Consider the following 21,668-nt stretch of genomic DNA (forward strand, 5'->3'; position numbering starts at 1 on the left):
CATAAGGCTAGGTGATACGATATCGACACCTGAATCGTGTGGCGCCGGAGCCTTTTGTGAGTGTGAATGTGATCCTGATTCTGACCACGGTGCCGGATGTGGCCGTCGCTCAGAAGCTCGCCGCAGATGCGCTGGCCGCGCGTTTATGCGCGTGCGTCACGCAGGTAGGCAGCGTGCAGTCGAGCTATCACTGGCAGGGCAAAATCGAAACCGCGCAGGAGATCCAGTTGCTGTTCAAGACGAGCGCCTTACGTGCGCTTGAACTCGAGCAGTACATACAGGCTCACCATCCCTACGACACGCCGGAAATCCTCTCGTGGCAAGCGACGGCTACGGCCGCGTACGGCCAGTGGATCACTGCTGAAACCCAACGTCCTCTCCATGTTTAACGGTCTCGACCGGCGCGCGCGTCATGCGCTGCGCATCGTATTTTTCCTGCTCGGTTGCGTAATCCTCGCGCAATTCGCCACGCCCGCCCGCGCCGCTGACGACTTTCTGGATCCTGCCGTCGCGTTCCAATTCAGCGCGAGCGAGAAGGCCGGTGAAGTCGTCGTGACATACAAGATCGCCGACGGCTATTACATGTACCGCGAGCGTTTCGCTTTTGCGACCCGCAACGGCGCGGCCACGATTGGCGAGCCGCAGTTGCCGGCTGGCCACGTGAAGTTCGATCAGACGTTCAACAAGGACGTGGAGACTTACCGCAACGAGCTTACGATCCACATCCCCGTCACGCAAGCGAAGGGACCGTTCGATCTCGCGGTCACGTCGCAGGGCTGCGCTGATGCTGGCATTTGCTATCCGCCGATGGAGCGTGTGTACCGCGTGAGCGGCGAAGCCTTGCAGCCCGCCGGCAGCGCGGCGGCCGCCACGACGGCCTCGCAGCAATCCACGGCGGGCGACGAGCCTTGGTACGAGCGCGCCACCAGCGCCGACTACGCGCAGTCGCTGCTGCAGCGCGGTGGCCTGCTGGCGATCGTCGGGCTCTATTTCGTCGCGGGCGCCGTACTCAGCCTGCTGCCGTGCTCGTATCCGATGATCCCGATCCTGTCGGCGATCATCATCGGTGAAGGGGCGCGGGTGACGCGAGCCCGCGGTTTCGCATTATCGCTCGCCTACGTGATCGGCATGGCGCTCGTGTACACCGCACTGGGCGTGGCGGCGGCGCTGATCGGACAGAGCCTCGGAGCATGGCTTCAAAATCCGTGGGTACTCGGCGCATTCGGCGTCCTGCTGACGATTTTTGCGCTGACGCTGATCGCCGGTTTCGACATCGCGCTGCCGCAGCGCTGGCAGGAGGGGCTGTCGCGTGCATCGCGTGGGCGCTCGGGCGGGAAATTCGCCGCCGTCGCCATAATGGGCGCACTGTCTGCGCTGGTGGTCGGCGCGTGTATGACCGCGCCGCTTTTTGCCGTCCTGGCATTCATCGCGCATACCGGCGATGCGATGCTTGGGGGCGCCGCGCTGTTTTCGATGGGACTCGGTCTCGGTGTGCCGCTCCTGATCGTCGGACTTGGAGCCGGCACTCTGCTGCCGCGTGCGGGCGCATGGATGGATGGCGTCAAGGTCTTCTTCGGCGTCGTGCTGCTTGCGGCGGCGCTGTGGATCGTTTGGCCCGTGCTTGGCGCGGTTGCGAAGATGCTCTTGAGCGCGCTTTGGCTGCTCATCGCGGCGGCTTCGCTTGGGTTATTTTCCGGGCCGGTTGTCGGCGGGTCCGTATGGCAGCGGTTGGGCCGCGGAATCGGTACGGCGCTGGTAGTCTGGGCGGCGGTGCTGCTGGTGGGTCTGGCTGCGGGATCATCAGATCCCCTGCGGCCGCTCGCCGTGTTGGCTGCGCGCGACGCAGAGGTCGGCACCGCGAATGGCTCCAGCAAGGCGGGTTCGGCGGCGCAAGGTGCTCTGACGTTTGCCACGGTCCGTTCATCGAGTGAACTCGACCAGGCCGTCAAAACGGCTGCACAGCCCGCCATGCTCGATTTTTATGCGGACTGGTGCGTGAGTTGCAAGGAGATGGAGAAATTCACGTTCAGCGACCCGCGCGTTCAGGCGAAATTAAAGCAGATGAACCTGCTGCGTGCCGACGTCACCGCAAATAACGCCGACGATCAGGCGTTGCTCAAGCGCTTCAGCCTGTTCGGGCCGCCGGGTATCATCTTTTTCAATCAGCGCGGCAAGGAAGTGTTGCGCGTCGTGGGATATGAGTCGGCGGATAAATTCTTGCGCACGCTGGATCGCGCGGGCACACCGGGAGTGTAACGCGCCCTGACATCGGGAAATGGCGGCACCGACGCTGATCCCAGAACAGCCGAACTGACGCAATCGACATCCCGACATAGAAAACGGAGCCACGCCTGAAAGGGCATGGCTCCGTTTCGCATAGCGCCTGAACAATCCAGGCCGCCGCCAACAGGCGGCCCGTCAGCTTACTTCTGCGAACGCAGAATCCGCGCGGCATCCAGCGCGAAGTACGTCAGCACGCCGTCCGCGCCGGCCCGCTTGAACGCCAGCAGCGATTCCATCATGGCCTTGTCGTGATCGAGCCAGCCGTTCTGCGCGGCGGCCTTCAGCATCGCGTATTCGCCACTGACCTGGTACACGTAAGTCGGGAATTGGAACTCATCCTTGACGCGACGCACGATGTCCAGATACGGCATGCCCGGCTTGACCATCACCATGTCCGCGCCTTCGTTGATGTCCGCTTGCACTTCGCGCAGCGCTTCGTTCGAGTTGGCCGGGTCCATCTGGTACGTCATCTTGTTGCTCTTGCCGAGGTTCGTCGCGGAACCGACGGCGTCGCGGAACGGGCCGTAGAACGCCGACGCGAACTTGGCCGCGTAAGCCATGATGCGCGTATGGATGTGGTCCTCGCTCTCGAGCATTTCGCGGATCGCGCCGATGCGGCCGTCCATCATGTCCGACGGCGCGACGATATCGACGCCCGCTTCAGCCTGCGCACGTGCCTGCTCGACGAGAATCTCGACGGTCTCGTCGTTGATCACATAACCGGTTTCGTCGAGCACGCCGTCCTGGCCGTGGCTCGTGTACGGATCGAGTGCGACGTCGGTGAGCACACCGAGTTCCGGGAAATTCTTCTTCAGTTCACGAACCGCGCGCGGGATCAGGCCGGCCGGATTGGTCGCCTCGCGGCCATCAGGGGTCTTCAGCGACGGCTCGATCGCGGGGAACAGCGACAGCACGGGCACGCCCAGTTCGACGCATTGCTCGGCGACGCCCATCAACAGATCGACCGACACGCGCTCGACGCCCGGCATCGACGGTACGGCTTGCCGCACGTCGGTGCCTTCGACGATGAACACGGGGTAGATCAGATCGTTGGTGGTGAGGATGTTTTCGCGCATCATGCGACGCGAGAAGTCGTCACGGCGCATACGGCGCGGACGGTAATGCGGGTAGAAGCTCATATCGGATCGAAGGTCGTGGATGTGTGGAGTGGACAAGTAACGCCTGCCTCCGCTCCCGGAAACTTTTCGAGACAATGGTATATCATACCGATCGAGCAAGGCGCCTTGCGCTGACCTCCCCGCTTCTCCTCCCTGAGCGGGTGCCTGTCGTTTTTTCGATTAGGCTGTTTGACCCGCCGTTTAAGCGGCGGGTTTTTTTATGCGCAGCCGGATTTGGCACTTTTGCCGTATCCGAGCCGGTGACCGAACTTACTGCGCGCCGTCCGTTTCGCCCTTCTCATCGGGGATCAGCCAGCTTTCGATCAACGCGTGCGCTTCGTCGATCCCGACGCGCTTGAGCGCCGAGAACAGTTGCGCGGTCAGCTCGCCCTGGTAGCCGACGGTGCGATATTCCTCCAGCCCTTTCTGCGTGGCGCGCAAGGCGTTTACGCTTTCCTGTCGCGTCAATTTGTCGCATTTGGTGAGCAGCGTATGGATCGGCTTGCCGGTCGGCGCGAACCACTCGATCATGCGGCGGTCCAGTTCGGTCAGCGGGCGGCGCGAGTCCATCATCAGGATCATGCCGCGCAATTGCGAGCGCGATTGCAGATACGTGGACAGCAGAGCTTCCCAGTGAGCCTTGGCTGCGCCCGGCACTTCCGCATAACCGTAGCCCGGCAGGTCGACCAGATGCGCGGTCGGCTCGTCCGCCTTGCCCACCGAAAAGTAATTGATGTGCTGCGTGCGGCCCGGCGTTTTACTGGCGAAGGCGAGGCGCTTCTGATTGCACAGGATATTGATGGCCGTCGACTTGCCCGCGTTCGAGCGTCCCGCGAAGGCGATCTCGGGTTGCGAGGTAGCCGGCAGATCGCGCAGATGATTGACGGTCGTGAAAAAGCGGGATTGGTGGAGCAGGAAGGACATGATCAGGCCAGGATTCGAGACGCCGGGGAACCCGGAGTGGGGACGGGTCAAGCCCGACTGGCGTCTTAGCGATTAGCGAGTTATTGTACAATACGATGGTTTACTGAAAACCTGAGGGGGCCAGCCCGCGTGCCTTGGCGGCTCCTGGCGGTCACTCGGTCGCCGTCGTATTTTGCAAAACCTCTAAAATCCCACAAGACGAGACAGGGTGTGCGAATGAATCGACTGAGCAAGACTCTGATGGTGCTTCATGTAGCGGCAGGTCTTTCAGGTTTGGCAATTCAGGCACGAGCAGCAGATCCGGCGAAGCCGGACGTCAATCGGGGGCAGGCAATCGCAGTGCAGGTATGCGCGTCGTGTCACGGCGCGGACGGCAACAGTGCCGGCGGTGCCTATCCGAAGCTGGCGGGCCAGCATCCCGAGTATCTCGTCAAGCAACTGCAGGATTTCAAGATTCAGCCGGGCGCGAAGCAGCCCGCGCGCAACAATGCGATCATGTCGGGTATGGCCGCGGCGCTCTCCGGACAGGACATGGTCAACGTCGCCGCTTATTTCGCGTCGCAGACCCCGAAGCCCGGCTATGCGCATAACAAGGACACTGTCGCGCTCGGTCAAAGAATTTATCGAGGCGGGATCGCCGACAAGGGCGTGCCGGCATGCGCAAGCTGCCATGGGCCGACCGGTCAGGGGATCCCATCGCAATTCCCGCGTATGTCGGGACAATGGGCGGAATACTCAGTGGCGCAGTTGGCCGCGTTCACGCAAGGGCCTGGCGCACGCAACAACAACGAGGCGATGCATACCATTGCATCGCGTCTGTCGGACAGCGAGATCAAGGCTGTAGCCGATTACATCGCGGGCTTGCGTTAAGAAGTCCGCTCGCAAGCGCAACCGGTCCGGCGAGGCCGGTACAAACAAGAAAAGGGTGAGGGCGTCGCGCGTACGACAGCCCTTCACCCTTTTTTTGCTGTTCAGTCGGAGTTTGAATGAGCGTCACCACGTCGGGTTTGGAGTCGAAGTCGGGCAATCGCGTCTTGCGCAGCGTCGTCGAAGTCTTGAGTTCGATGCGTTTCGCCATTGCGCTGCTCGTGATTCTGTCGATCGCCAGCATCATCGGCACCGTCCTTACACAGGACGATCCGTATCCCAACTACGTCAATCAGTTCGGCCCGTTCTGGGCGGACATCTTCCGCTCGCTGAGCCTGTACACGGTGTATAGCTCGTGGTGGTTCATGCTGATCCTCGGCTTCCTGATGGTGTCCGTGTCGCTGTGCGTGATCCGCAATGCGCCGAAGATGCTCGCCGACGCGAGGAGCTGGAAAGATAAAGTCCGCGAAGGCAGCCTGCGCGCGTTCCACCACAAGGGCGAGTTCGCGGTGCATGGCATGCGCGCGCAGACCTCGGCGCTGCTCGCCAAACTGTCGGCGCGACTCGGCTACAAATTCGTCACGCGTGAGTCCGACGGCGCGACGCTGATCGCGGCCAAGCGCGGCGCGTTGACCAGGTTCGGCTATATCTCCGCTCACATCGCGATCGTCGTGATCTGCCTCGGCGGCCTGCTCGACAGCAATCTGCCGATCAAGCTGCAAATGTGGCTGTTCGACAAATCGCCGATCCGCGCCAACACGGTGATCAACGACATTCCGCCGGAGCATCGCCTGTCGCAGTCGAACCCGACGTTCCGTGGCTACGCGTGGGTGCCGGAAGGGCAGCACGTGTCGACCGCAATCCTGAACCAGCCGGACGGCTCGTTGATCCAGGACCTGCCGTTCTCGATCGAGCTGAATAAATTCATCGTCGATTACTACTCGACCGGCATGCCGAAGCTGTTCGCGAGCGACATCGTCGTGGTCGATCACAAATCGGGCGCGCGAGTGCCGGCGCGCGTCGAGGTGAACAAGCCGTTCACCTATGACGGCGTGTCGATCTACCAGTCGAGCTTTCAGGACGGCGGCTCGCAGATGCAGATGACCGCCTATCCGATGTCCGGCACGAGCGCGAAGACCGCGCCGTTCGGCGGCACGATCGGCGGCAATGCGCCGCTCAGCACGGCCACGCCGCTCGCCGACGGCCAGACGGTCGAATTCACCGATTTCCGAGCGATCAACGTCGAAAACGTCTCGAACGGCAGTGGCCAGAACGATGCCCGCGGCGTCGCCGCGCACCGTTCGCTGAAAGAGGCGTTCGACGAGCGCCTCGGCTCCGGCGCGAAGAGTTCGAAGCCCCTCGACCTGCATAACGTCGGCCCGTCGGTGCAGTACAAGGTGCGCGACAAGGATGGCCAGGCGCGCGAGTACAACAACTACATGCTGCCGGTGGATGTCGCGGGCGAGAAGATGTTCCTCGCCGGCATGCGCCTGAATCCGGACGATCCGTTCCGCTACCTGCGCATTCCCGCCGATACCGGCGGCACGGTCAAGGAATGGATGAACCTGCGCGCGACGCTCGCGGATCCGGCCATGCGCGCCAAGGCCGCGCATCGCTTCGCGCTGCGCTCGGTGCCGGGTTCGAACGCCGAACTGCAGCAGCATCTCGAAGAAAGCGCCTCACGTGTGCTGACCCTTTTTGCCGGCGCGGACAGCGCCATCAAGCTGCCGAACGGCGAGCCGGTCGGCGGCTTCCAGGCGATTGCCGGTTTTATTGACCATTCGGTGCCCAAGGGCGACCAGGAAAAGGCCGCTGGACTGCTGCTGCGCATGCTGGAAGGCGCGACATGGGACTTGTGGCAACTGTCGCGCGAGCGGCTCGGCGAGCCCGAGGCGCAGGCCAGTGCGGAGTCGAGCCGCTTCGTCCAGAGTTCGATCAACGCAATATCCGACAGCTTTCTGTATGGATCGCCGGTCTATTTGCAGCTTGACTCCTTCAAGCAGGTGCAAGCTTCGGTATTTCAGTTGACGCGCGCGCCGGGCAAAAAAGTCGTGTATCTTGGCAGCCTGCTCCTCGTGTTGGGCATCTTTTCAATGTTCTACGTCCGCGAACGGCGCCTCTGGTTCTGGCTCAAAGATACCGATCACGGCACGAATGTCGTGATGGCGATGTCGAGCGCGCGTAAAACGCTCGACTTCGAAAGAGAGTTCGTACAGACGCGCGACGCCGTAGGCGCGGCGCTGGGCGCAAAGCTCAGCGAAACATCCGACGCCGCCGGCAAGCCACGCGACGCCGACCCGCCGTCCGCCAGCTCACAAGATTCGACCCGGTAAGATCATGGACTTGACTCAGGTTTCCTCCTCCTCTTCTTCAGCGTCGCGGCCCGACAAGGTGTTCGCGGGCGAAACGCTCAACGTCGCGCAGTATGACGAGCGTCCGTTTCTGAAGCGACTCGGTATCGTCGACTGGCTGTTCGCCATCGCGATGGTCGCGGGCGCCGGGTTCGCGCTGTCGCGCTATTACCCGTTCATGAATTACTACGACAAACTGGTGCTGGTGTGCGCGGTGCCCGTCTTCGTCGTGCTCGGCTGGCGCTGGAAGCCGGTGCGTCCGTTGATGGTCGGGATCGCGGCGCTGTCGCTATTGGCGATCCAGATCTACCAGGGCGATCTGAGCCGTGCGGACAATGAGTTCTTCCTCAAGTATTTTCTGTCGAGCCAGTCCGCCATTCTGTGGATGAGCGCGCTCTTCGTGTTCGCCACCGTGTTCTACTGGATCGGCCTGCTGTCGCGCTCGGCGACCGGCGCGGCGATCGGCTCGAAGATGACTTGGGCTGCCGTGGTGATGGGCTTCGTCGGCCTGATGGTGCGCTGGTACGAGTCGTATCTGATCGGTGCGGACGTCGGCCATATTCCCATCTCGAATCTGTATGAAGTATTCGTGCTGTTCAGCCTGATCACCGCGTTGTTCTATCTGTACTACGAGCAGCACTACAACACCCGTGCGCTCGGCGCGTTCGTGCTGCTGGTAATCAGCGCCGCTGTCGGCTTCCTGATGTGGTACTCGGTCGCGCGCGACGCGCAGCAGATCCAGCCGCTGGTCCCCGCGCTCCAAAGCTGGTGGATGAAGATTCACGTGCCCGCCAACTTCATCGGCTATGGCAGTTTTGCGCTGTCGGCGATGGTCGCCGTCGCATATCTGGTGAAAGAGCGCGGCGTGCTGGCCGACCGCCTGCCGGCGCTCGACGTGCTTGACGACGTGATGTACAAGTCGATCGCCGTCGGCTTCGCGTTCTTCACGATTGCAACGATTCTCGGCGCGCTGTGGGCTGCGGAAGCGTGGGGCGGCTACTGGAGCTGGGATCCGAAGGAAACGTGGGCGCTGATCGTCTGGCTGAACTATGCCGCCTGGCTGCACATGCGCCTGATGAAGGGGCTGCGCGGCGCGGTCGCGGCCTGGTGGGCGCTGACCGGCCTGCTGGTGACGACGTTCGCATTTCTCGGCGTCAACATGTTCCTGTCGGGGCTGCATAGCTACGGCAAGCTGTAAGATCCGCCGCTTTGGATGGACAGAAACCGCCGCGTGCTTTCGCACCGGCGGCTTTTTTACGACTGGCGGAATATTGCTGCATCCAATGTGTTCGTCCTCACAGTACCTAGGGGTGAGCGGACGCAGGTCCGGACGAGCGATCATCAATATGGCCCCGTAAGATGCATAGACCGAAGGCGCGAAGGAGCGGCACGATGTGGATCAAACGAAGCGACAGAAGGCAACTCGTCGGTGACGACATTGCGCGCAGCGAGATAACACCGCAGCGTGTCTTCGAGAACCGGCGGCGCGTGTTGCAGGCGGCCGGCGCGGCGGCGCTCGGCGGTCTGATCGGCGGGAGCGGCGAGGCGCAGGCCGCCTACACGTCGCCGGACCCGAAGGCGCAGAAACTGGCGGCGAAGACCGATACCCGATTCGTCGCGCTCGACCGCATCACGCCGTACAAGGACATCACCACATACAACAACTTCTACGAGTTCGGCACCGACAAAGGCGATCCCGCGCACAACGCCGGGACGCTGCGGCCGCATCCGTGGAAGGTGAGCGTCGAGGGTGAGATCAGGAACCCGAAGGTGTACGACATCGACGAACTGCTCAAGCTCGCGCCGCTCGAAGAGCGCGTGTACCGGCTGCGTTGCGTCGAAGGCTGGTCGATGGTGATTCCGTGGATCGGCGTGCCGTTAGCGGAGCTGATCAAACGCGTGCAGCCGACCGGCAATGCCAAATACGTGCAGTTCATCACGCTGGCCGATCCGTCGCAAATGGCGGGGCTCTCGACGCCCGTGCTCGACTGGCCGTATTCCGAAGGCCTGCGCATGGACGAAGCGATGAACCCGCTCACGTTGCTGACGATGGGTCTCTACGGCCAGGTTCTGCCGAATCAGAACGGCGCGCCGGTGCGCATCGTGGTGCCGTGGAAGTATGGGTTCAAGAGCGCGAAGTCGCTGGTGAAGATCCGCTTTCTCGACAAACAGCCGCCGACCAGCTGGAACACGTACGCATCGAGCGAATACGGTTTTTATTCGAACGTGAATCCGAATGTCGATCATCCGCGCTGGAGTCAGGCGACCGAACGGCGCATCGGTGAAGACGGTTTCTTCACGCCGAAGCGCAAGACGCTGATGTTCAACGGCTACGGGGATCAGGTCGCGTCGCTTTATCAAGGCATGGACCTGAAGAAGAATTTCTGAGGCGCGACGATGGCTTCCGATACACAACCCGTTGTCCCGACCGCACGCAACGCATCGCGTGCGCCCGCTGCCACGCCCGCCGCAGCGGCAAAGACGGCAGCGACGGCGAAGCAGCGGCCCGCCGGCGGCGCCCGCTGGATCGTGCCGGCCAAAATCGCGGTATTTATCGCGGCGTGGTATCCGCTTGCGCGCATCGTGCTGTTCGGCATGACCGACCGGCTCGGCGCGAATCCCATCGAATTCATCACGCGTTCGACGGGTCTCTGGACGCTCGTCTTTCTCTGCATCACGCTGGCCGTGACGCCGTTGCGCCGCGTCACGGGCGTCGCAGCGTTCGTGCGTTTTCGGCGCATGCTCGGCCTCTACACGTTCTTTTACGCGACGCTGCATTTCACCACTTACCTCTGGTTCGACAAGTGGTTCGACGTGGCAGCCATTCTCAAGGACATCGGCAAGCGGCCGTTCATCACGGTGGGCTTTGCCGCCTTCGTGTTGCTGATCGCGTTGGCCGTGACGTCGCCACGCGCGATGGTGCGCAAACTCGGGCGCCGCTGGCAGACACTACATCGCGCGATCTATGCGATCGGCGCGCTCGCGATTCTGCATTTCTGGTGGATGAAGGCGGGCAAGCACGATCTGCTGCTGCCGAAGATCTACGGCGCGATCATGGTCGTGCTGCTGGGATGGCGGTTGATTGTCTGGCTGCGTGAGCGAAGGGCGACGGCGCCCTGACGACTACGCGGCGTGCGCGGCTACGGCGCGTAAACGGAAAAGGCGATGCCGCGCCGGCATCGCCTTTTCTCATCTTGTGGCGCAGCCGCTACCGTTTACGCCGGCAGGATGGCTTCGCCCGCAAACAGCTGCTTGACCTCTTCACGTGCGCGAGCCACATGGACCTGTGTACCATCGACCATCACCTCGGCTGCACGCGGACGCGTGTTGTAGTTCGAGCTCATCACGAAGCCGTAAGCGCCGGCCGAGCGGATCGCGAGCAGATCGCCCGGTTCGATCGCCAGCAGCCGTTCGCGGCCGAGCCAGTCGCCGCTTTCACAAACCGGGCCGACCACGTCGTAGATATGAGCCGGCACGTCGCGCTTCACGACGGAGTCGATGGCGTGATACGCCTCGTACATCGCGGGGCGCGCGAGATCGGTCATCGCCGCGTCGACGATGGCGAAGTTCTTTTCAGCGCCCGGCTTCAGAAACTCGAGACGCGTAAGCAGCACCCCCGCATTGCCGACCAGCGAACGGCCCGGCTCAAAATACACTTCACGATGGCCGTGACCGCGCGCTTCGATGCGATCGAGCACGGTGCGCACGAACTCGCCGATTTCCGGCGGCGTTTCGTCGTCGTACGTGATGCCGAGACCGCCGCCTACGTCGATGTGGCGAATCTTCACACCGTCCTGCTCAATCTGCTCGACCAATTCCAGCACCTTGTCGACCGCGTCGAGATAAGGCGCGACTTCGGTGATCTGCGAACCGATATGGCAGTCGATACCGACCACGTCCAGATTTGCCATTGCCGCAGCGGCGCGATACGTGGCGCGCGCGTCTTCGAAGGCGACGCCGAACTTGTTCGACTTCAGCCCGGTGGAGATGTACGGATGCGTTTTCGCATCGACGTCCGGATTCACGCGCAACGACACCGGCGCCTTCTTGCCCATTTCCGCCGCGACCGCGTTCAGGCGATCGAGCTCGGGAATCGATTCGACGTTGAAGCATTTGACGCCCACCGCGAGCGCGTCGCGCATCTCTTGCGCATTCTTGCCCACGCCGGAAAACACGGTGTTCTCCGCTTTGCCGCCGGCCGCGAGCACGCGCGCCAGTTCGCCGCCCGACACGATGTCGAAGCCGGCGCCCAGACGTGCGAACACGTTCAGCACCGCGAGATTGCTGTTGGCCTTGACGGCCACGTGCACGCTCGCGCGACGGCCGGCGCAAGCGCCCGCATACGCGTTCCACGCTTCGGTGAGCGCGGCGCGCGAATAGACGTACAGCGGCGTGCCGAACTGTTCGGCGAGAGAGACGGCGGACACGCCTTCGGCGTGCAATACGCCGTCGACGTAGTCAAATGCGGATCGAGTCATGCGAAAGTCTATTGAACGGGGGTGACGGCGGAGGCAGGCAGTGGAGCGGCGGTACCGGATGCAGCGGAAGCGGGCGGCGTGGCGAGTTCGGTTTCCGGTGCGAGCGAGAGCGGTGTGCCCGAGGTATCCGGCACGGTGCTCAGGTCAGTGGCGCTTTCCGAAGCGGGTTGCGCGCTCTCCGGTGGCGGAGTTTGCGTGCGGGAAGCCGGCGGAGCAGGAAGCGGCGGTACGGTCGGCAAATAGAGCGAACCGCGTTGCCCGCAACCGGCGAGTGAACCACCGAGTGCACAACCTGCGAGAATGGCTAAACCCGCTACAATCGCGCGGCCGGGCGCCGCCGCGCGCATCCGAGATACGACTCGCATGACTGTCCCTGAATAAATAATCGATGGAGTTTAGCATGTCCGATAGTGATTACCTGACCCGTGCGGAAGCCGCGCTAGCCGCCATCGAACGCGCGCTGGACGACACCGACGCCGACATCGAACTCGAGCGCAGCGGCAACGTGCTGACGCTCGAATTCGAGAATCGCTCGAAGATTATCGTCAACCTGCAACCGCCGATGAGCGAGATCTGGATCGCCGCGAAAGCGGGTGGTTTTCATTTCCGTTTCGTCGATGGCGAATGGCGCGATACGCGCAGCGGCACCGAGTTTTTCGCCGCGCTGTCGGAGTACGCGACGCAGCAGGCTGGCGAACCGGTTCGCTTCGCGGCGTAAGCAGCACATGGCGTCGAGTTTGGTGTTGGCGCTGGCGCTGACGCGCTCCAATGCCCGGCAACGCCGGGCAAGCGCTGCGTAGCGCAAGTCAGACGCCCAAAACAAAACCGCCGCGCATCTTTCGAGCGCGGCGGTTTTGTTTTTTCCAGCGGCACCTGAGAACGCGTCAGTGTCCGCGGAACAGATTCATGATGTCCTGCTTTTCCTGTTCGCCGACCTGTTGCGGTGCGGCCGCCGCCGCGCTCGCCTCGGCGTCCAGCGTCGCCTGACTGACGCCGACTGTCGCGACGAAACCGTGCCCCGGCGTGAAGTCGTCGAAGTAAAGCTCCGAGCCGACTTCGGTTACATCGTCGGGGCGCGGCATCTTGTACTCCGGCACGCCTTTGAGCGCGCGCCCCATGTACTCGATCCACACCGGCAACGCGAGGCCGCCGCCGGTTTCCTTGTCGCCGAGACTGCGCGGATTGTCATAGCCGATCCACGCGATCGCCGTGAGTGTGTGCTGATAACCAGCGAACCACGCGTCGCGCGAATCGTTGGTCGTGCCCGTCTTGCCGGCCAGATCGGTACGCTTGAGCACGTTGGTTTTCGCGCCCGTGCCGCGTTGCGCGACGCTCTGCAGCAGGCTGTTCATCACGTACGCGTTGCGCGGCTCGATCGCGTGCGGCGCGCTTTGCGCGGCCACCAGCGGCTGCGCGTGCGCTACCACGATGCCGCGCTGATCGGTGACTTCGGCGATCAGATACGGATTGACGCGGTAGCCGCCGTTCGCGAACACCGAGAACGCGCCCGCCATCTGCAACGGTGTGACGAGACCTGCGCCGAGCGCCATCGGCAGATAGGCGGGATGACGCTCCGCATCAAAGCCGAAGCGCGTGATGTACTGCTGCGCGTACTTTGGCCCGATCTGGTTCAGGATGCGGATCGACACCAGGTTCTTCGACTTCTGCAGCGCGGTGCGCATGGTCATCGGACCATCGAAGCCGCCGCCGTAGTTCTTCGGCTCCCACGCCTGGCCGCCGGTTTCGGCGGCGCTGAAAAAGAGCGGTGCGTCGTTGATGATGGTGGCCGGCCCGAGTCCCTTTTCGAGCGACGCCGAGTAGATGAACGGCTTGAAGCTCGAACCCGGCTGACGCCAGGCCTGGGTCACGTGATTGAATTTGTTCTTGTTGAAATCGAAGCCGCCGACCAGCGCGCGAATCGCACCGTCCTGCGGGATCACCGAAACGAACGCGCCTTCCACTTGCGGTAGTTGCGTGATCGACCAGTCGCCGTCGTCGTTCTTCGCGAGGCGGATGATCGCGCCGGGCCGCACGCGCTGATTTGGCTGCGCGCGTGGCCCGAGCGCGAACTGCGCGAAGCGCAGGCCGTCCCCCTGAATGGTCGCGACATTGCCGTCGATGAACGCGGCCTGCACCTGCTTCGGGCTCGCCGCGGTAACGACCGCCGCGACGATCTCGCCGTTGTCCGGATGGTCGAGCAGCGCGTCGTCGATCGCCTGTTCGCGGTCCCCGGCATCGGCCGGCAAATTGATGAACGCCTCCGGACCCCGGTAGCCGTGGCGGCGTTCGTAGTCCATCAACCCTTTGCGCAGCGCGCGGTAGGCCACGTCCTGATCGGCCGAGTCGATCGTGGTCACGACGTTCAGGCCGCGCGTGTACGCTTCTTCGCGATACTGTGCGTACATCATTTGCCGCACCATTTCCGCGACGTACTCCGCGTGCACGCTGAATTCCTTGCCAGCGCCCTTGACGACGAGCGCCTGTTTGCTGGCGTCGTCGTATTGTTCCTGCGTGATGTAGTGCAGCTCATACATGCGCTGAAGGATGTATTCCTGACGAACCTTCGCGCGCTTCGGATTGACCACCGGGTTATACGCGGACGGCGCCTTCGGCAGACCGGCGAGCATCGCCGACTCCGCCAGCGTCAGATCCTTCAGATCCTTGCCGAAGTACACGCGCGCCGCGCTGGCGAAACCATACGCGCGCTGGCCGAGATAGATCTGATTCATGTACACCTCGAGAATCTGATCTTTCGTCAGCTTCGACTCGATCTTGTACGCGAGCAGCATCTCGTAGATCTTGCGCGTATAGGTCTTCTCGCTCGACAGGAAGAAGTTGCGCGCCACCTGCATCGTGATCGTACTGGCGCCCTGGGTGGCGTGGCCGTTGGTCAGCGCGACGAAGCCGGCACGCGCGATGCCGGTGAGGTCGACGCCGCCGTGATCGTAGAAGCGCGCGTCTTCGATCGCGAGGATCGCCTTCTTCAGACTATCGGGCACGTCCTGGATGTGCACGATGTCGCGCCGCTCTTCGCCGAATTCGCCGATCAGCACGTGGTCGGCCGTGTAAATGCGCAGCGGCACTTTCGGGCGATAGTCGGTCAGCGCATCGAGCGAGGGCAGATTCGGCGTGGCGACGACGAGCGCATAACCGAGTACCAGCAGCACGCACAGAATGCCCGCGACGATCAGGCCGAAAAAGCCGAGGATGAGCTTGAGCCATAGCGGGCGTTTGCGCTTCTGAGGCGCGGGCGGCGGGGACGTAGGAGACGTGGATTGCATAGGTGCACCAAAAAACAGTCCCGCGATTATAGCCGCCTCGCTTTTTAGCTTTCGGCTCACTTACGATGCGTGCTGTCAGGTCTGCGCATACGGCGCGGGAATGACTTCACTGTAGACGCTTTGATCGCGCGCAGGGCGTGTGCTGCGCAACGTTAGCCATTCGGCTGAGTGTCGCGCAGCGGCGCGACTACGCACAATTCTCCCTCGTCACTCGCGTTCGAATGGTTCGTCGCGAGAGTCAGAGGGAGGGCGTGATGGGGTTCAGAAATTCGTGGCTTCAGGCAGTGCGATCAGGGCGGCAGCGTTTCGGCGCCGGGATCGATGTCGGTTCGCAAAACGTGCGTCTCGTCGTGGTAAGTCAGCGTTCGCGCGCACACGGCGCGCTGCATCTCGAATATGTCAGCACCGTCGCGCTTGCCGCCGGTGCGATGGCCGGCACGGAGATCGCCGACCGCCAGGCGGTGGCGCGTGCGTTGCGCGACGCATTCGCCGGTTTGCCGCGTGCGTGTGCGGCGCAGGCGTTGCGATGCGCGATGGCAGTGCCCGCGTCGGCCACGTCGACCACCACGGTGCCGCTCGCGCGGCTCGCTGCGCAAAGCCATTGCGCGGACGACGGCGGCCATGCATTAACCGCACTGGAGCCGGCGGTGATGGGCGAGGCGGAGCGCATCGCGGGAATCGAGCGGCATGCATTGGCGGTCGACTGGTCGGTCGATGAAACGCCGTCGCCGATCCGCTCGGTGAAGATCGCCGCCACCGCGCGCCAGCATCTCGAAGCGCGCATGGAGTGCGCGGCGACGGCCGGCATCTCGCTCACCGCCGTCGATGGCGAGCCGCATGCGGCGCTGCGCGCAATGCGCTACGCGGCGAGCCGCGAACTCGATCCGCTCGAGCCGTATGTGGCGCTGTGGATCGGCACGGACGGCGTATACGGCTGGCGCATCGTGGACGACTCCATCGCAGGCGAAATGCGTTATCCGGCGCCCGAGCATGCCGATCTCGCCGATGCGTTGCGCGATCTCGTGCATGGCCCCGTGCTCGACTGCGCATTGGTGAGCGGCGAAGTCGATCTGCTCGACGGTGTGGGTTTCACGCTGGCCGATATCGCGGACGTGTTGGGCTGCACGGTGTTGCCGTTCGAGTGCTCGGTGCTCGGTGGGCTCGTGCGGCCGCTGAGCGACGAGCTGCTGCATGAGCCGGCCGGCGCGGTCGCGTTCGGGCTTGCGTTGCGCGGGGTGATCGAATGATGGGCGGCCTTTCGTTTTCAGGGTCGGCTGGTTCGCGCGCGGCGGTTTCGTCGCGTGCCGCGCGTCTCACGCGGCCGTGGCTCGGCGGTTTCAATCTGCTGCCGTACCGGCAACGCAACGTGCGGCTCGCGCGGCGGCGTCGTGCGTGCGAATGGGGCGCTGCCGTGCTCGCGGGTTGTGCCGCCGTCCTCGTATTGGCCGGCTGGCAGGCATTCGGGAAGACGCGTCTCGACGCACAGCGCGCGTCGATCGAACGCGCCCTGGCAGGACTCACTGTGCCGCTCGCGGAACACGCGACCTTGCTGCGCGAACAAGACGAGTTGCGCAAGCATGCCGCACGCGCGACAAGTTTGTCCGGGCCGCTCGCGCATCTGCTCGATCTGCTCGAAGCACTGAGTTTCGAACCTGGCGATGGCGTGGTGTTGCGGCAACTACGGCAGCGCGAGCACGAAACCGAGTTGCTGGCGACGTCGCGCGGACATTTGGCGTCGGCCGAGTGGCTCAAGCGCCTGAGTGCGATCCGCGGCGTGAAGAGCGCTGAGATGAGCGACCTGCATCGCCCGACGATGCGCGGCAACTCGCCCGCGGATGAAAGCGTGAGCGGCCCGGTCGAATTCGGCGCACGTCTGCGCTGGGACGAGCCGGCGCCGAAAGCTGCCCACGTTGCGGTATCTGCGGCGGCGCGTCCTGTGAAGTCCGAACGGTCGGGAGGTGCGAAATGAGTACGATCTTTGCCGGGGCGGGCGGCGTAGCCAACACCCAATTCTCTGTTGGCCGTTGGACCCGGCGGTTGCGGTTACCGCTCGCTGCGTGGAGCCTGCGCCGGCGCTGGCTGGTCGCATTGTTGATTGCCGTACTGGTGTTCGGGCTGGGCGCGCACGGCTGGATCGTCGCCGATCTTGGCGGCGTCGAGGCGAGCCGTGCGGCGTTGGCCGCGAGCGCTCAGCGTCTTGCGCACGCGCGCCGCTCGCTTGCGCAGTTGCCCTCGTTGCGGCGCAACGCCACGGCGAGCCCCGCGGTGTCGCCGGCTGCCTCGTGGACCTCCGCAGACGATGTGCGCATCGTTTCCGAATTGGCTGCCGCGAATAACGTCGCCTTGTATGCGCTCGAGCCGGGTGCGGCCAGTGGCGAAGGCATGGAACGCATGCGCCCTTTGCAGATCACCGCACGCACGGACTTTGTCCACCTGATGGCGTTTCTGCACGGACTGTCAGACTTGCCGGTGCTGATCGTTCCCGTCGATGTGTCCGTCAAGCAGGACGCCGCGTCGTTGTCGGTGAGTGCGACGCTGCGGGTGTTCAGCGCGCTGCGGCCCGCTTCTTCGAATGACGCCGCGCACGCGTTCGACGACGCGAGCCTCGACGCGGACGACGACGAGGACATCGTGTTCTTCGACCCGTTCGCGCAACCGCAGATACGAGCAGCTGGCGGAATGCCCGATATCTCGCAACTGCGTCTGGCCGGCGTGCTGCGCGATCGCACGCACGGCCTCGCCTTGCTCGATACGCCGGACGGCGCGACGACCGTCGCATCCGGGCAGCGCTTGGGCGCCGAACGCGTGACGCGGCTCGACGCGCTCGGCATTACGCTCGCGAGAGGCGATACGACACGCACGCTCGCACTCTCGGAGGCTTCATGACGAAAAGACTGATGCAGTCGTCGCTTGCGACCTGTGCGCGCATCGGTGTTCACGCATCTCCGGGTGTTCGCACGCGTCTTTGGGTTCGAACGTACATCGGCCTTTACGTCAGTGCGGCGCTCGGCGCGGGCATCGCGCAGGCTTCGACGCCACCGCAGCCGCTGCTGCCGCCGTTGCCGAGTTTCATGCCGCTCGACGACGCAGTGGCGTCTGCCGATCCCGCGTACGGCGCAGCCCCGTTGCCGCGCGCCCTTTTCGGGGAAGTGCCGAATCCGTTTCGCGACGATCCAGCGGAGGATCCCGCGGCCGCGCGAACGGCCGCGCCGTCGGCCAACGACGCCAACGCGGACGATTTCGCCGCCGCCGCCGAAGGCTCCGTGCCGCTGGGCGCAAAACAGTCGCCCGCTGCGGCTCGCGACGATAGCGCCGACGCCAGCGTGCTCGAAGGTCCGCCGGTGCCGTTGCCGCCGCGCGTGCGTCTGAGTAATGGACCCAGAAGCGCCTCCGACGCGAGCCTCGCCGCCGACGACAAACCGATCTCGCTGAATTTCCAGCGCGCTGAACTCGGCGCCGTGCTCAAAGCGTTTGCCGAGTTCACGGGGCTGAACATCGTCGCGAGCGAACGAGTGCGTGGCGCCGTGTCATTGCGGCTCGACAAGGTGCCGTGGCGCACCGCGTTCGATACCTTGCTCGACGTCAACAACCTTGCGATGGAGCGGCACGGCAACGTGATCTGGGTCGCACCGGTCGCGGATCTGGCCGCGCGCGAGCGGCAGCGTTTCGAAGCGCACGCGCGGGCCGCTGATCTCGAACCGCTCGCGAGCCGCACTTTCGAGCTGCACTACGCGCACGCCGAGGACGTGCGGCGCCTGCTGACCGGCTCGGGTACGCAGCGCGTGCTGTCCAAACGCGGCGCCGTGACTGCCGATCCGCGCACCAATCTGCTGTTCGTGACCGATATCGCGGGGCGCCTCGAACAGATCGCGGCGCTACTCGCTGCCGTCGATCGGCCGACTCGCCAGGTGTTGATCGAAGCCCGTATCGTCGAGGGCGATCATGGCTTCTCGCGCAATCTCGGCGTGCGGCTCTCGCTGGCTGCCACGAGTACCGACGGGACGGCGAAAGGTCTGAGCGGCGGCACCGACGGCACCGTCTACGATCTGTCGGCCCGGCCGATCTCCGGTTTCGACGCGGCCACGGCCGGGCTCACGTTGTTCGCCGCCGGCGCGACGCGGCTGCTGAATATCCAGTTGAGCGCGCTTGAAGCGGAGGGACGCGGCAAAATCATCTCGAGCCCGCGGGTCGTCACCGCCGACCGCATGAAGGCGGTGGTCGAGCAGGGCACCGAGCTACCGTATCAGGCCAAGGTGGCACAGGGCGTGTCGGGCGTGCAGTTTCGCCGGGCCACGCTCAAACTGGAGGTCGAGCCGCAAATCATGCCGGACGGCCGGGTCGTGCTGGACCTCGACGTCGCCAAGGACAGCGTCGGCGAGCAGACCGACGCCGGACCCGCGATCAACACCAAACACGTGCAAACGCGCGTCGAAGTCGAGGATGGTGGTACGGTGTCGATCGGCGGAATTTACGCGTCCGATGACCGGGACGATGTGACCAGAGTGCCTGTCCTGGGCAAAATACCAATTTTGGGCGCGCTTTTTCGCAATCGGGCGCATCGCGACCAGCGTAGCGAACTGGCGGTATTCATCACGCCAAGCGTGGTTCCGATAAATTAGGGGCGGGCCGCCGCCGCTCGCCAGCGGCGGCGCGTAGGCTCGACAAGGCAGCCGCTTTGCCAGTAAGCTGCGGCACGAACCATACCGGATTAGCCAGAGGACACAGTTGCAAGCGCGGGACGCACACGCCAATGTATTTTTTGTAGGTCTCATGGGGGCAGGGAAAACCACCGTGGGCCGGGCCATTGCGCGCCGTCTCGATCGCCCGTTCTTCGATTCCGACCATGAAATCGAGGCGCGCACGGGTGCGCGCATCCCCGTGATCTTCGAGATGGAAGGCGAAGCGGGCTTCCGCGAGCGCGAGGCGAGCGTGATTTCCGAGCTCACCGGGCGCGACAATATCGTGCTGGCGACGGGCGGCGGCGCGGTGCTGCGGCCGGAAAACCGTGCGGCGCTCCAGAACAACGGCGTAGTGATCTATCTGCGGGCCAATCCTCACGACCTGTGGCTGCGCACGCGGCGCGACAAGAACCGCCCCCTTTTGCAGACCGAAGATCCCAAAGCGCGCCTCGAAGCGCTCTACGAAGTACGTGATCCGCTCTACCGCGAGTGCGCGCATTTCGTGATTGAAACCGGCCGGCCGTCGGTCAACGGACTCGTCAACATGGTTCTGATGCAGCTCGAGATGGCCGGCGTCGCCAAACATCCTGCGTCATAATGGACCGTATGATCACCGTCAACGTCGAACTGGGCGAGCGCGCCTACCCCATCCATATCGGTGCCGATCTGATCGGCCAGACCGCGCTGTTCGCGCCGCATATCGCCGGCAGCTCGGTCACCATCGTCACGAACACCACGGTCGACCCGCTCTACGGCGACACGCTGCGCGCTGCGCTCGCGCCGCTCGGCAAACAGGTGTCGACGGTGGTCTTGCCGGACGGCGAGGCGCACAAGAACCTCGGCACCCTGAACCTGATCTTCGACGCGCTGCTCGGCTCGCGCGCCGATCGCAAGACCACGCTGATTGCTCTGGGCGGCGGCGTGATCGGCGATATGACGGGTTTTGCCGCGGCCTGCTATATGCGCGGCGTGCCGTTTATTCAGGTGCCGACTACGTTGCTGTCGCAGGTCGATTCGTCGGTGGGCGGCAAGACCGGCATCAATCACCCGCTCGGCAAGAACATGATCGGCGCGTTCTACCAGCCGCAGGCGGTGATCGCCGACATCGGCGCGCTGCGCACGCTGCCCGCGCGTGAGCTGGCGGCTGGCGTCGCCGAAGTGATCAAGACCGGCGCGATCGCCGACGCTGATTTCTTCGACTGGATCGAAGCCAACATCGAGGCGTTGAATCGCTGCGAGCCCGAGGCGTTGACCGAGGCCGTCAAGCGTTCGTGCGAGATCAAGGCGTCGGTGGTGGCCAAGGACGAGCGCGAAGGCGGACTGCGCGCGATTCTCAACTTCGGCCACACCTTCGGCCACGCGATCGAGGCCGGCCTCGGCTACGGCGAGTGGCTGCACGGCGAGGCCGTCGGCTGCGGGATGGCGATGGCGGCGGATCTGTCCGTGCGCATGGGCTATCTCGACGACACCGCGCGCCGGCGCCTCGTCGACCTGATCGTTGCCGCGCACTTGCCAACCAAAGCGCCTGCGCTCGGCGAAAAGCGCTATGTCGAACTGATGCAGGTCGACAAGAAGGCGCAAGCCGGCGCGATCAAATTCATTCTGCTGAAGCGTTTCGGTGAGACGCTGATCACCCAGGCGCCCGATGCCGAGGTGCACGCCACGCTGGCCGCCGCTGTCTAGACAC

19 protein-coding genes are annotated in these 21,668 nt (G+C 63.9%); 14 read left to right on the plus strand and 5 right to left on the minus strand.

The window, feature by feature from the left end; genetic code table 11:
- Window positions 1-56: 56 nt before the first annotated feature.
- Both cutA and dsbD read left to right on the plus strand, forming a co-directional pair.
- Entirely contained in the window at window positions 57-389 is a 333-nt protein-coding gene (gene cutA / locus HV770_RS27230; RefSeq protein ID WP_425497484.1) for a divalent-cation tolerance protein CutA, read from the plus strand.
- Window positions 382-2,256, plus strand: coding sequence for a protein-disulfide reductase DsbD (dsbD, locus tag HV770_RS27235; RefSeq protein WP_175164672.1), 1,875 nt, complete (start codon window positions 382-384; stop codon window positions 2,254-2,256). Before cutA ends, dsbD begins: the two co-directional genes overlap by 8 nt.
- 167 nt (window positions 2,257-2,423) lie before the next feature.
- On the opposite strand, the gene hemB is transcribed toward dsbD, so the two are convergent.
- Both hemB and yihA read right to left on the minus strand, forming a co-directional pair.
- Window positions 2,424-3,422, minus strand: coding sequence for a porphobilinogen synthase (gene hemB / locus HV770_RS27240; RefSeq protein ID WP_175164673.1), 999 nt, complete (start codon window positions 3,420-3,422; stop codon window positions 2,424-2,426).
- 249 nt (window positions 3,423-3,671) lie between these two features.
- Window positions 3,672-4,325 carry a ribosome biogenesis GTP-binding protein YihA/YsxC gene (yihA, locus tag HV770_RS27245; RefSeq protein ID WP_175164674.1) on the minus strand — a complete coding sequence of 218 codons (654 nt, stop codon included), beginning with the start codon at window positions 4,323-4,325 and terminating at the stop codon, window positions 3,672-3,674.
- 216 nt (window positions 4,326-4,541) lie between these two features.
- Here yihA and HV770_RS27250 point away from each other — a divergent pair, with 216 nt between their 5' ends.
- From HV770_RS27250 to msrQ, 5 genes are all read left to right on the plus strand, one after another.
- Window positions 4,542-5,195: a c-type cytochrome gene (locus tag HV770_RS27250; protein ID WP_175164675.1), complete on the plus strand. Its 654-nt coding sequence runs from the start codon at window positions 4,542-4,544 to the stop codon at window positions 5,193-5,195.
- A gap of 116 nt (window positions 5,196-5,311) precedes the next feature.
- Window positions 5,312-7,525 carry a cytochrome c biogenesis protein ResB gene (locus HV770_RS27255; RefSeq protein WP_175164676.1) on the plus strand — a complete coding sequence of 738 codons (2,214 nt, stop codon included), beginning with the start codon at window positions 5,312-5,314 and terminating at the stop codon, window positions 7,523-7,525.
- A 4-nt stretch (window positions 7,526-7,529) separates the two neighbouring features.
- Entirely contained in the window at window positions 7,530-8,741 is a 1,212-nt protein-coding gene (gene ccsB / locus HV770_RS27260) for a c-type cytochrome biogenesis protein CcsB (protein WP_175164677.1), read from the plus strand.
- A gap of 194 nt (window positions 8,742-8,935) precedes the next feature.
- The gene (gene msrP / locus HV770_RS27265; protein WP_175164678.1) at window positions 8,936-9,931 is read left to right on the plus strand and encodes a protein-methionine-sulfoxide reductase catalytic subunit MsrP; all 996 of its coding nucleotides are present in this window, start codon (window positions 8,936-8,938) and stop codon (window positions 9,929-9,931) included.
- 9 nt (window positions 9,932-9,940) lie between these two features.
- Window positions 9,941-10,663, plus strand: a complete 723-nt coding sequence (gene msrQ, locus HV770_RS27270) for a protein-methionine-sulfoxide reductase heme-binding subunit MsrQ (RefSeq protein WP_175164679.1) — start codon at window positions 9,941-9,943, stop codon at window positions 10,661-10,663.
- A 95-nt stretch (window positions 10,664-10,758) separates the two neighbouring features.
- On the opposite strand, the gene lysA is transcribed toward msrQ, so the two are convergent.
- Window positions 10,759-12,021, minus strand: a complete 1,263-nt coding sequence (gene lysA / locus HV770_RS27275; RefSeq protein ID WP_175164680.1) for a diaminopimelate decarboxylase — start codon at window positions 12,019-12,021, stop codon at window positions 10,759-10,761.
- An 8-nt stretch (window positions 12,022-12,029) separates the two neighbouring features.
- Window positions 12,030-12,386: a lipoprotein gene (locus tag HV770_RS38925; RefSeq protein WP_246291211.1), complete on the minus strand. Its 357-nt coding sequence runs from the start codon at window positions 12,384-12,386 to the stop codon at window positions 12,030-12,032.
- A gap of 35 nt (window positions 12,387-12,421) precedes the next feature.
- On the opposite strand from HV770_RS38925, the gene cyaY reads away from it, so the two are divergent.
- A complete protein-coding gene (cyaY, locus tag HV770_RS27280) occupies window positions 12,422-12,739 on the plus strand; it encodes an iron donor protein CyaY (RefSeq protein ID WP_175164681.1) in 318 nt (105 codons plus the stop codon).
- Window positions 12,740-12,905: 166 nt separating this feature from the next.
- Here cyaY and HV770_RS27285 read toward each other — a convergent pair whose 3' ends face one another.
- Window positions 12,906-15,302, minus strand: a complete 2,397-nt coding sequence (locus tag HV770_RS27285) for a penicillin-binding protein 1A (RefSeq protein ID WP_175164682.1) — start codon at window positions 15,300-15,302, stop codon at window positions 12,906-12,908.
- Between the two features lie 254 nt (window positions 15,303-15,556).
- Between HV770_RS27285 and pilM the strand changes: the two genes are divergently transcribed.
- The 6 genes from pilM to aroB all read left to right on the plus strand — a co-directional run bounded on the left by pilM (window position 15,557) and on the right by aroB (window position 21,664).
- Window positions 15,557-16,549 (plus strand): pilus assembly protein PilM, encoded by a 993-nt coding sequence (gene pilM / locus HV770_RS27290; RefSeq protein WP_175164683.1) that lies wholly within the window; start codon window positions 15,557-15,559, stop codon window positions 16,547-16,549.
- Window positions 16,546-17,271: a fimbrial assembly protein gene (locus tag HV770_RS27295; protein ID WP_175164684.1), complete on the plus strand. Its 726-nt coding sequence runs from the start codon at window positions 16,546-16,548 to the stop codon at window positions 17,269-17,271. The genes pilM and HV770_RS27295 overlap by 4 nt, the downstream gene beginning before the upstream one ends.
- Complete coding sequence (locus HV770_RS27300) at window positions 17,268-18,188, plus strand: hypothetical protein (RefSeq protein WP_175164685.1); 921 nt, start codon at window positions 17,268-17,270, stop codon at window positions 18,186-18,188. The genes HV770_RS27295 and HV770_RS27300 overlap by 4 nt, the downstream gene beginning before the upstream one ends.
- Complete coding sequence (locus HV770_RS27305) at window positions 18,185-19,921, plus strand: type IV pilus secretin PilQ (protein WP_175164686.1); 1,737 nt, start codon at window positions 18,185-18,187, stop codon at window positions 19,919-19,921. The genes HV770_RS27300 and HV770_RS27305 overlap by 4 nt, the downstream gene beginning before the upstream one ends.
- A 106-nt stretch (window positions 19,922-20,027) precedes the next feature.
- Entirely contained in the window at window positions 20,028-20,579 is a 552-nt protein-coding gene (locus HV770_RS27310) for a shikimate kinase (protein WP_121315876.1), read from the plus strand.
- On the plus strand, window positions 20,579-21,664 hold the full coding sequence (gene aroB / locus HV770_RS27315) for a 3-dehydroquinate synthase (protein WP_175164687.1): 1,086 nt from the start codon (window positions 20,579-20,581) through the stop codon (window positions 21,662-21,664). The genes HV770_RS27310 and aroB overlap by 1 nt, the downstream gene beginning before the upstream one ends.
- Window positions 21,665-21,668 lie beyond the last annotated feature (4 nt).

Origin of the sequence: Paraburkholderia fynbosensis, from assembly GCF_902859935.1 — a bacterium.
Taxonomy (GTDB): domain Bacteria; phylum Pseudomonadota; class Gammaproteobacteria; order Burkholderiales; family Burkholderiaceae; genus Paraburkholderia; species Paraburkholderia fynbosensis.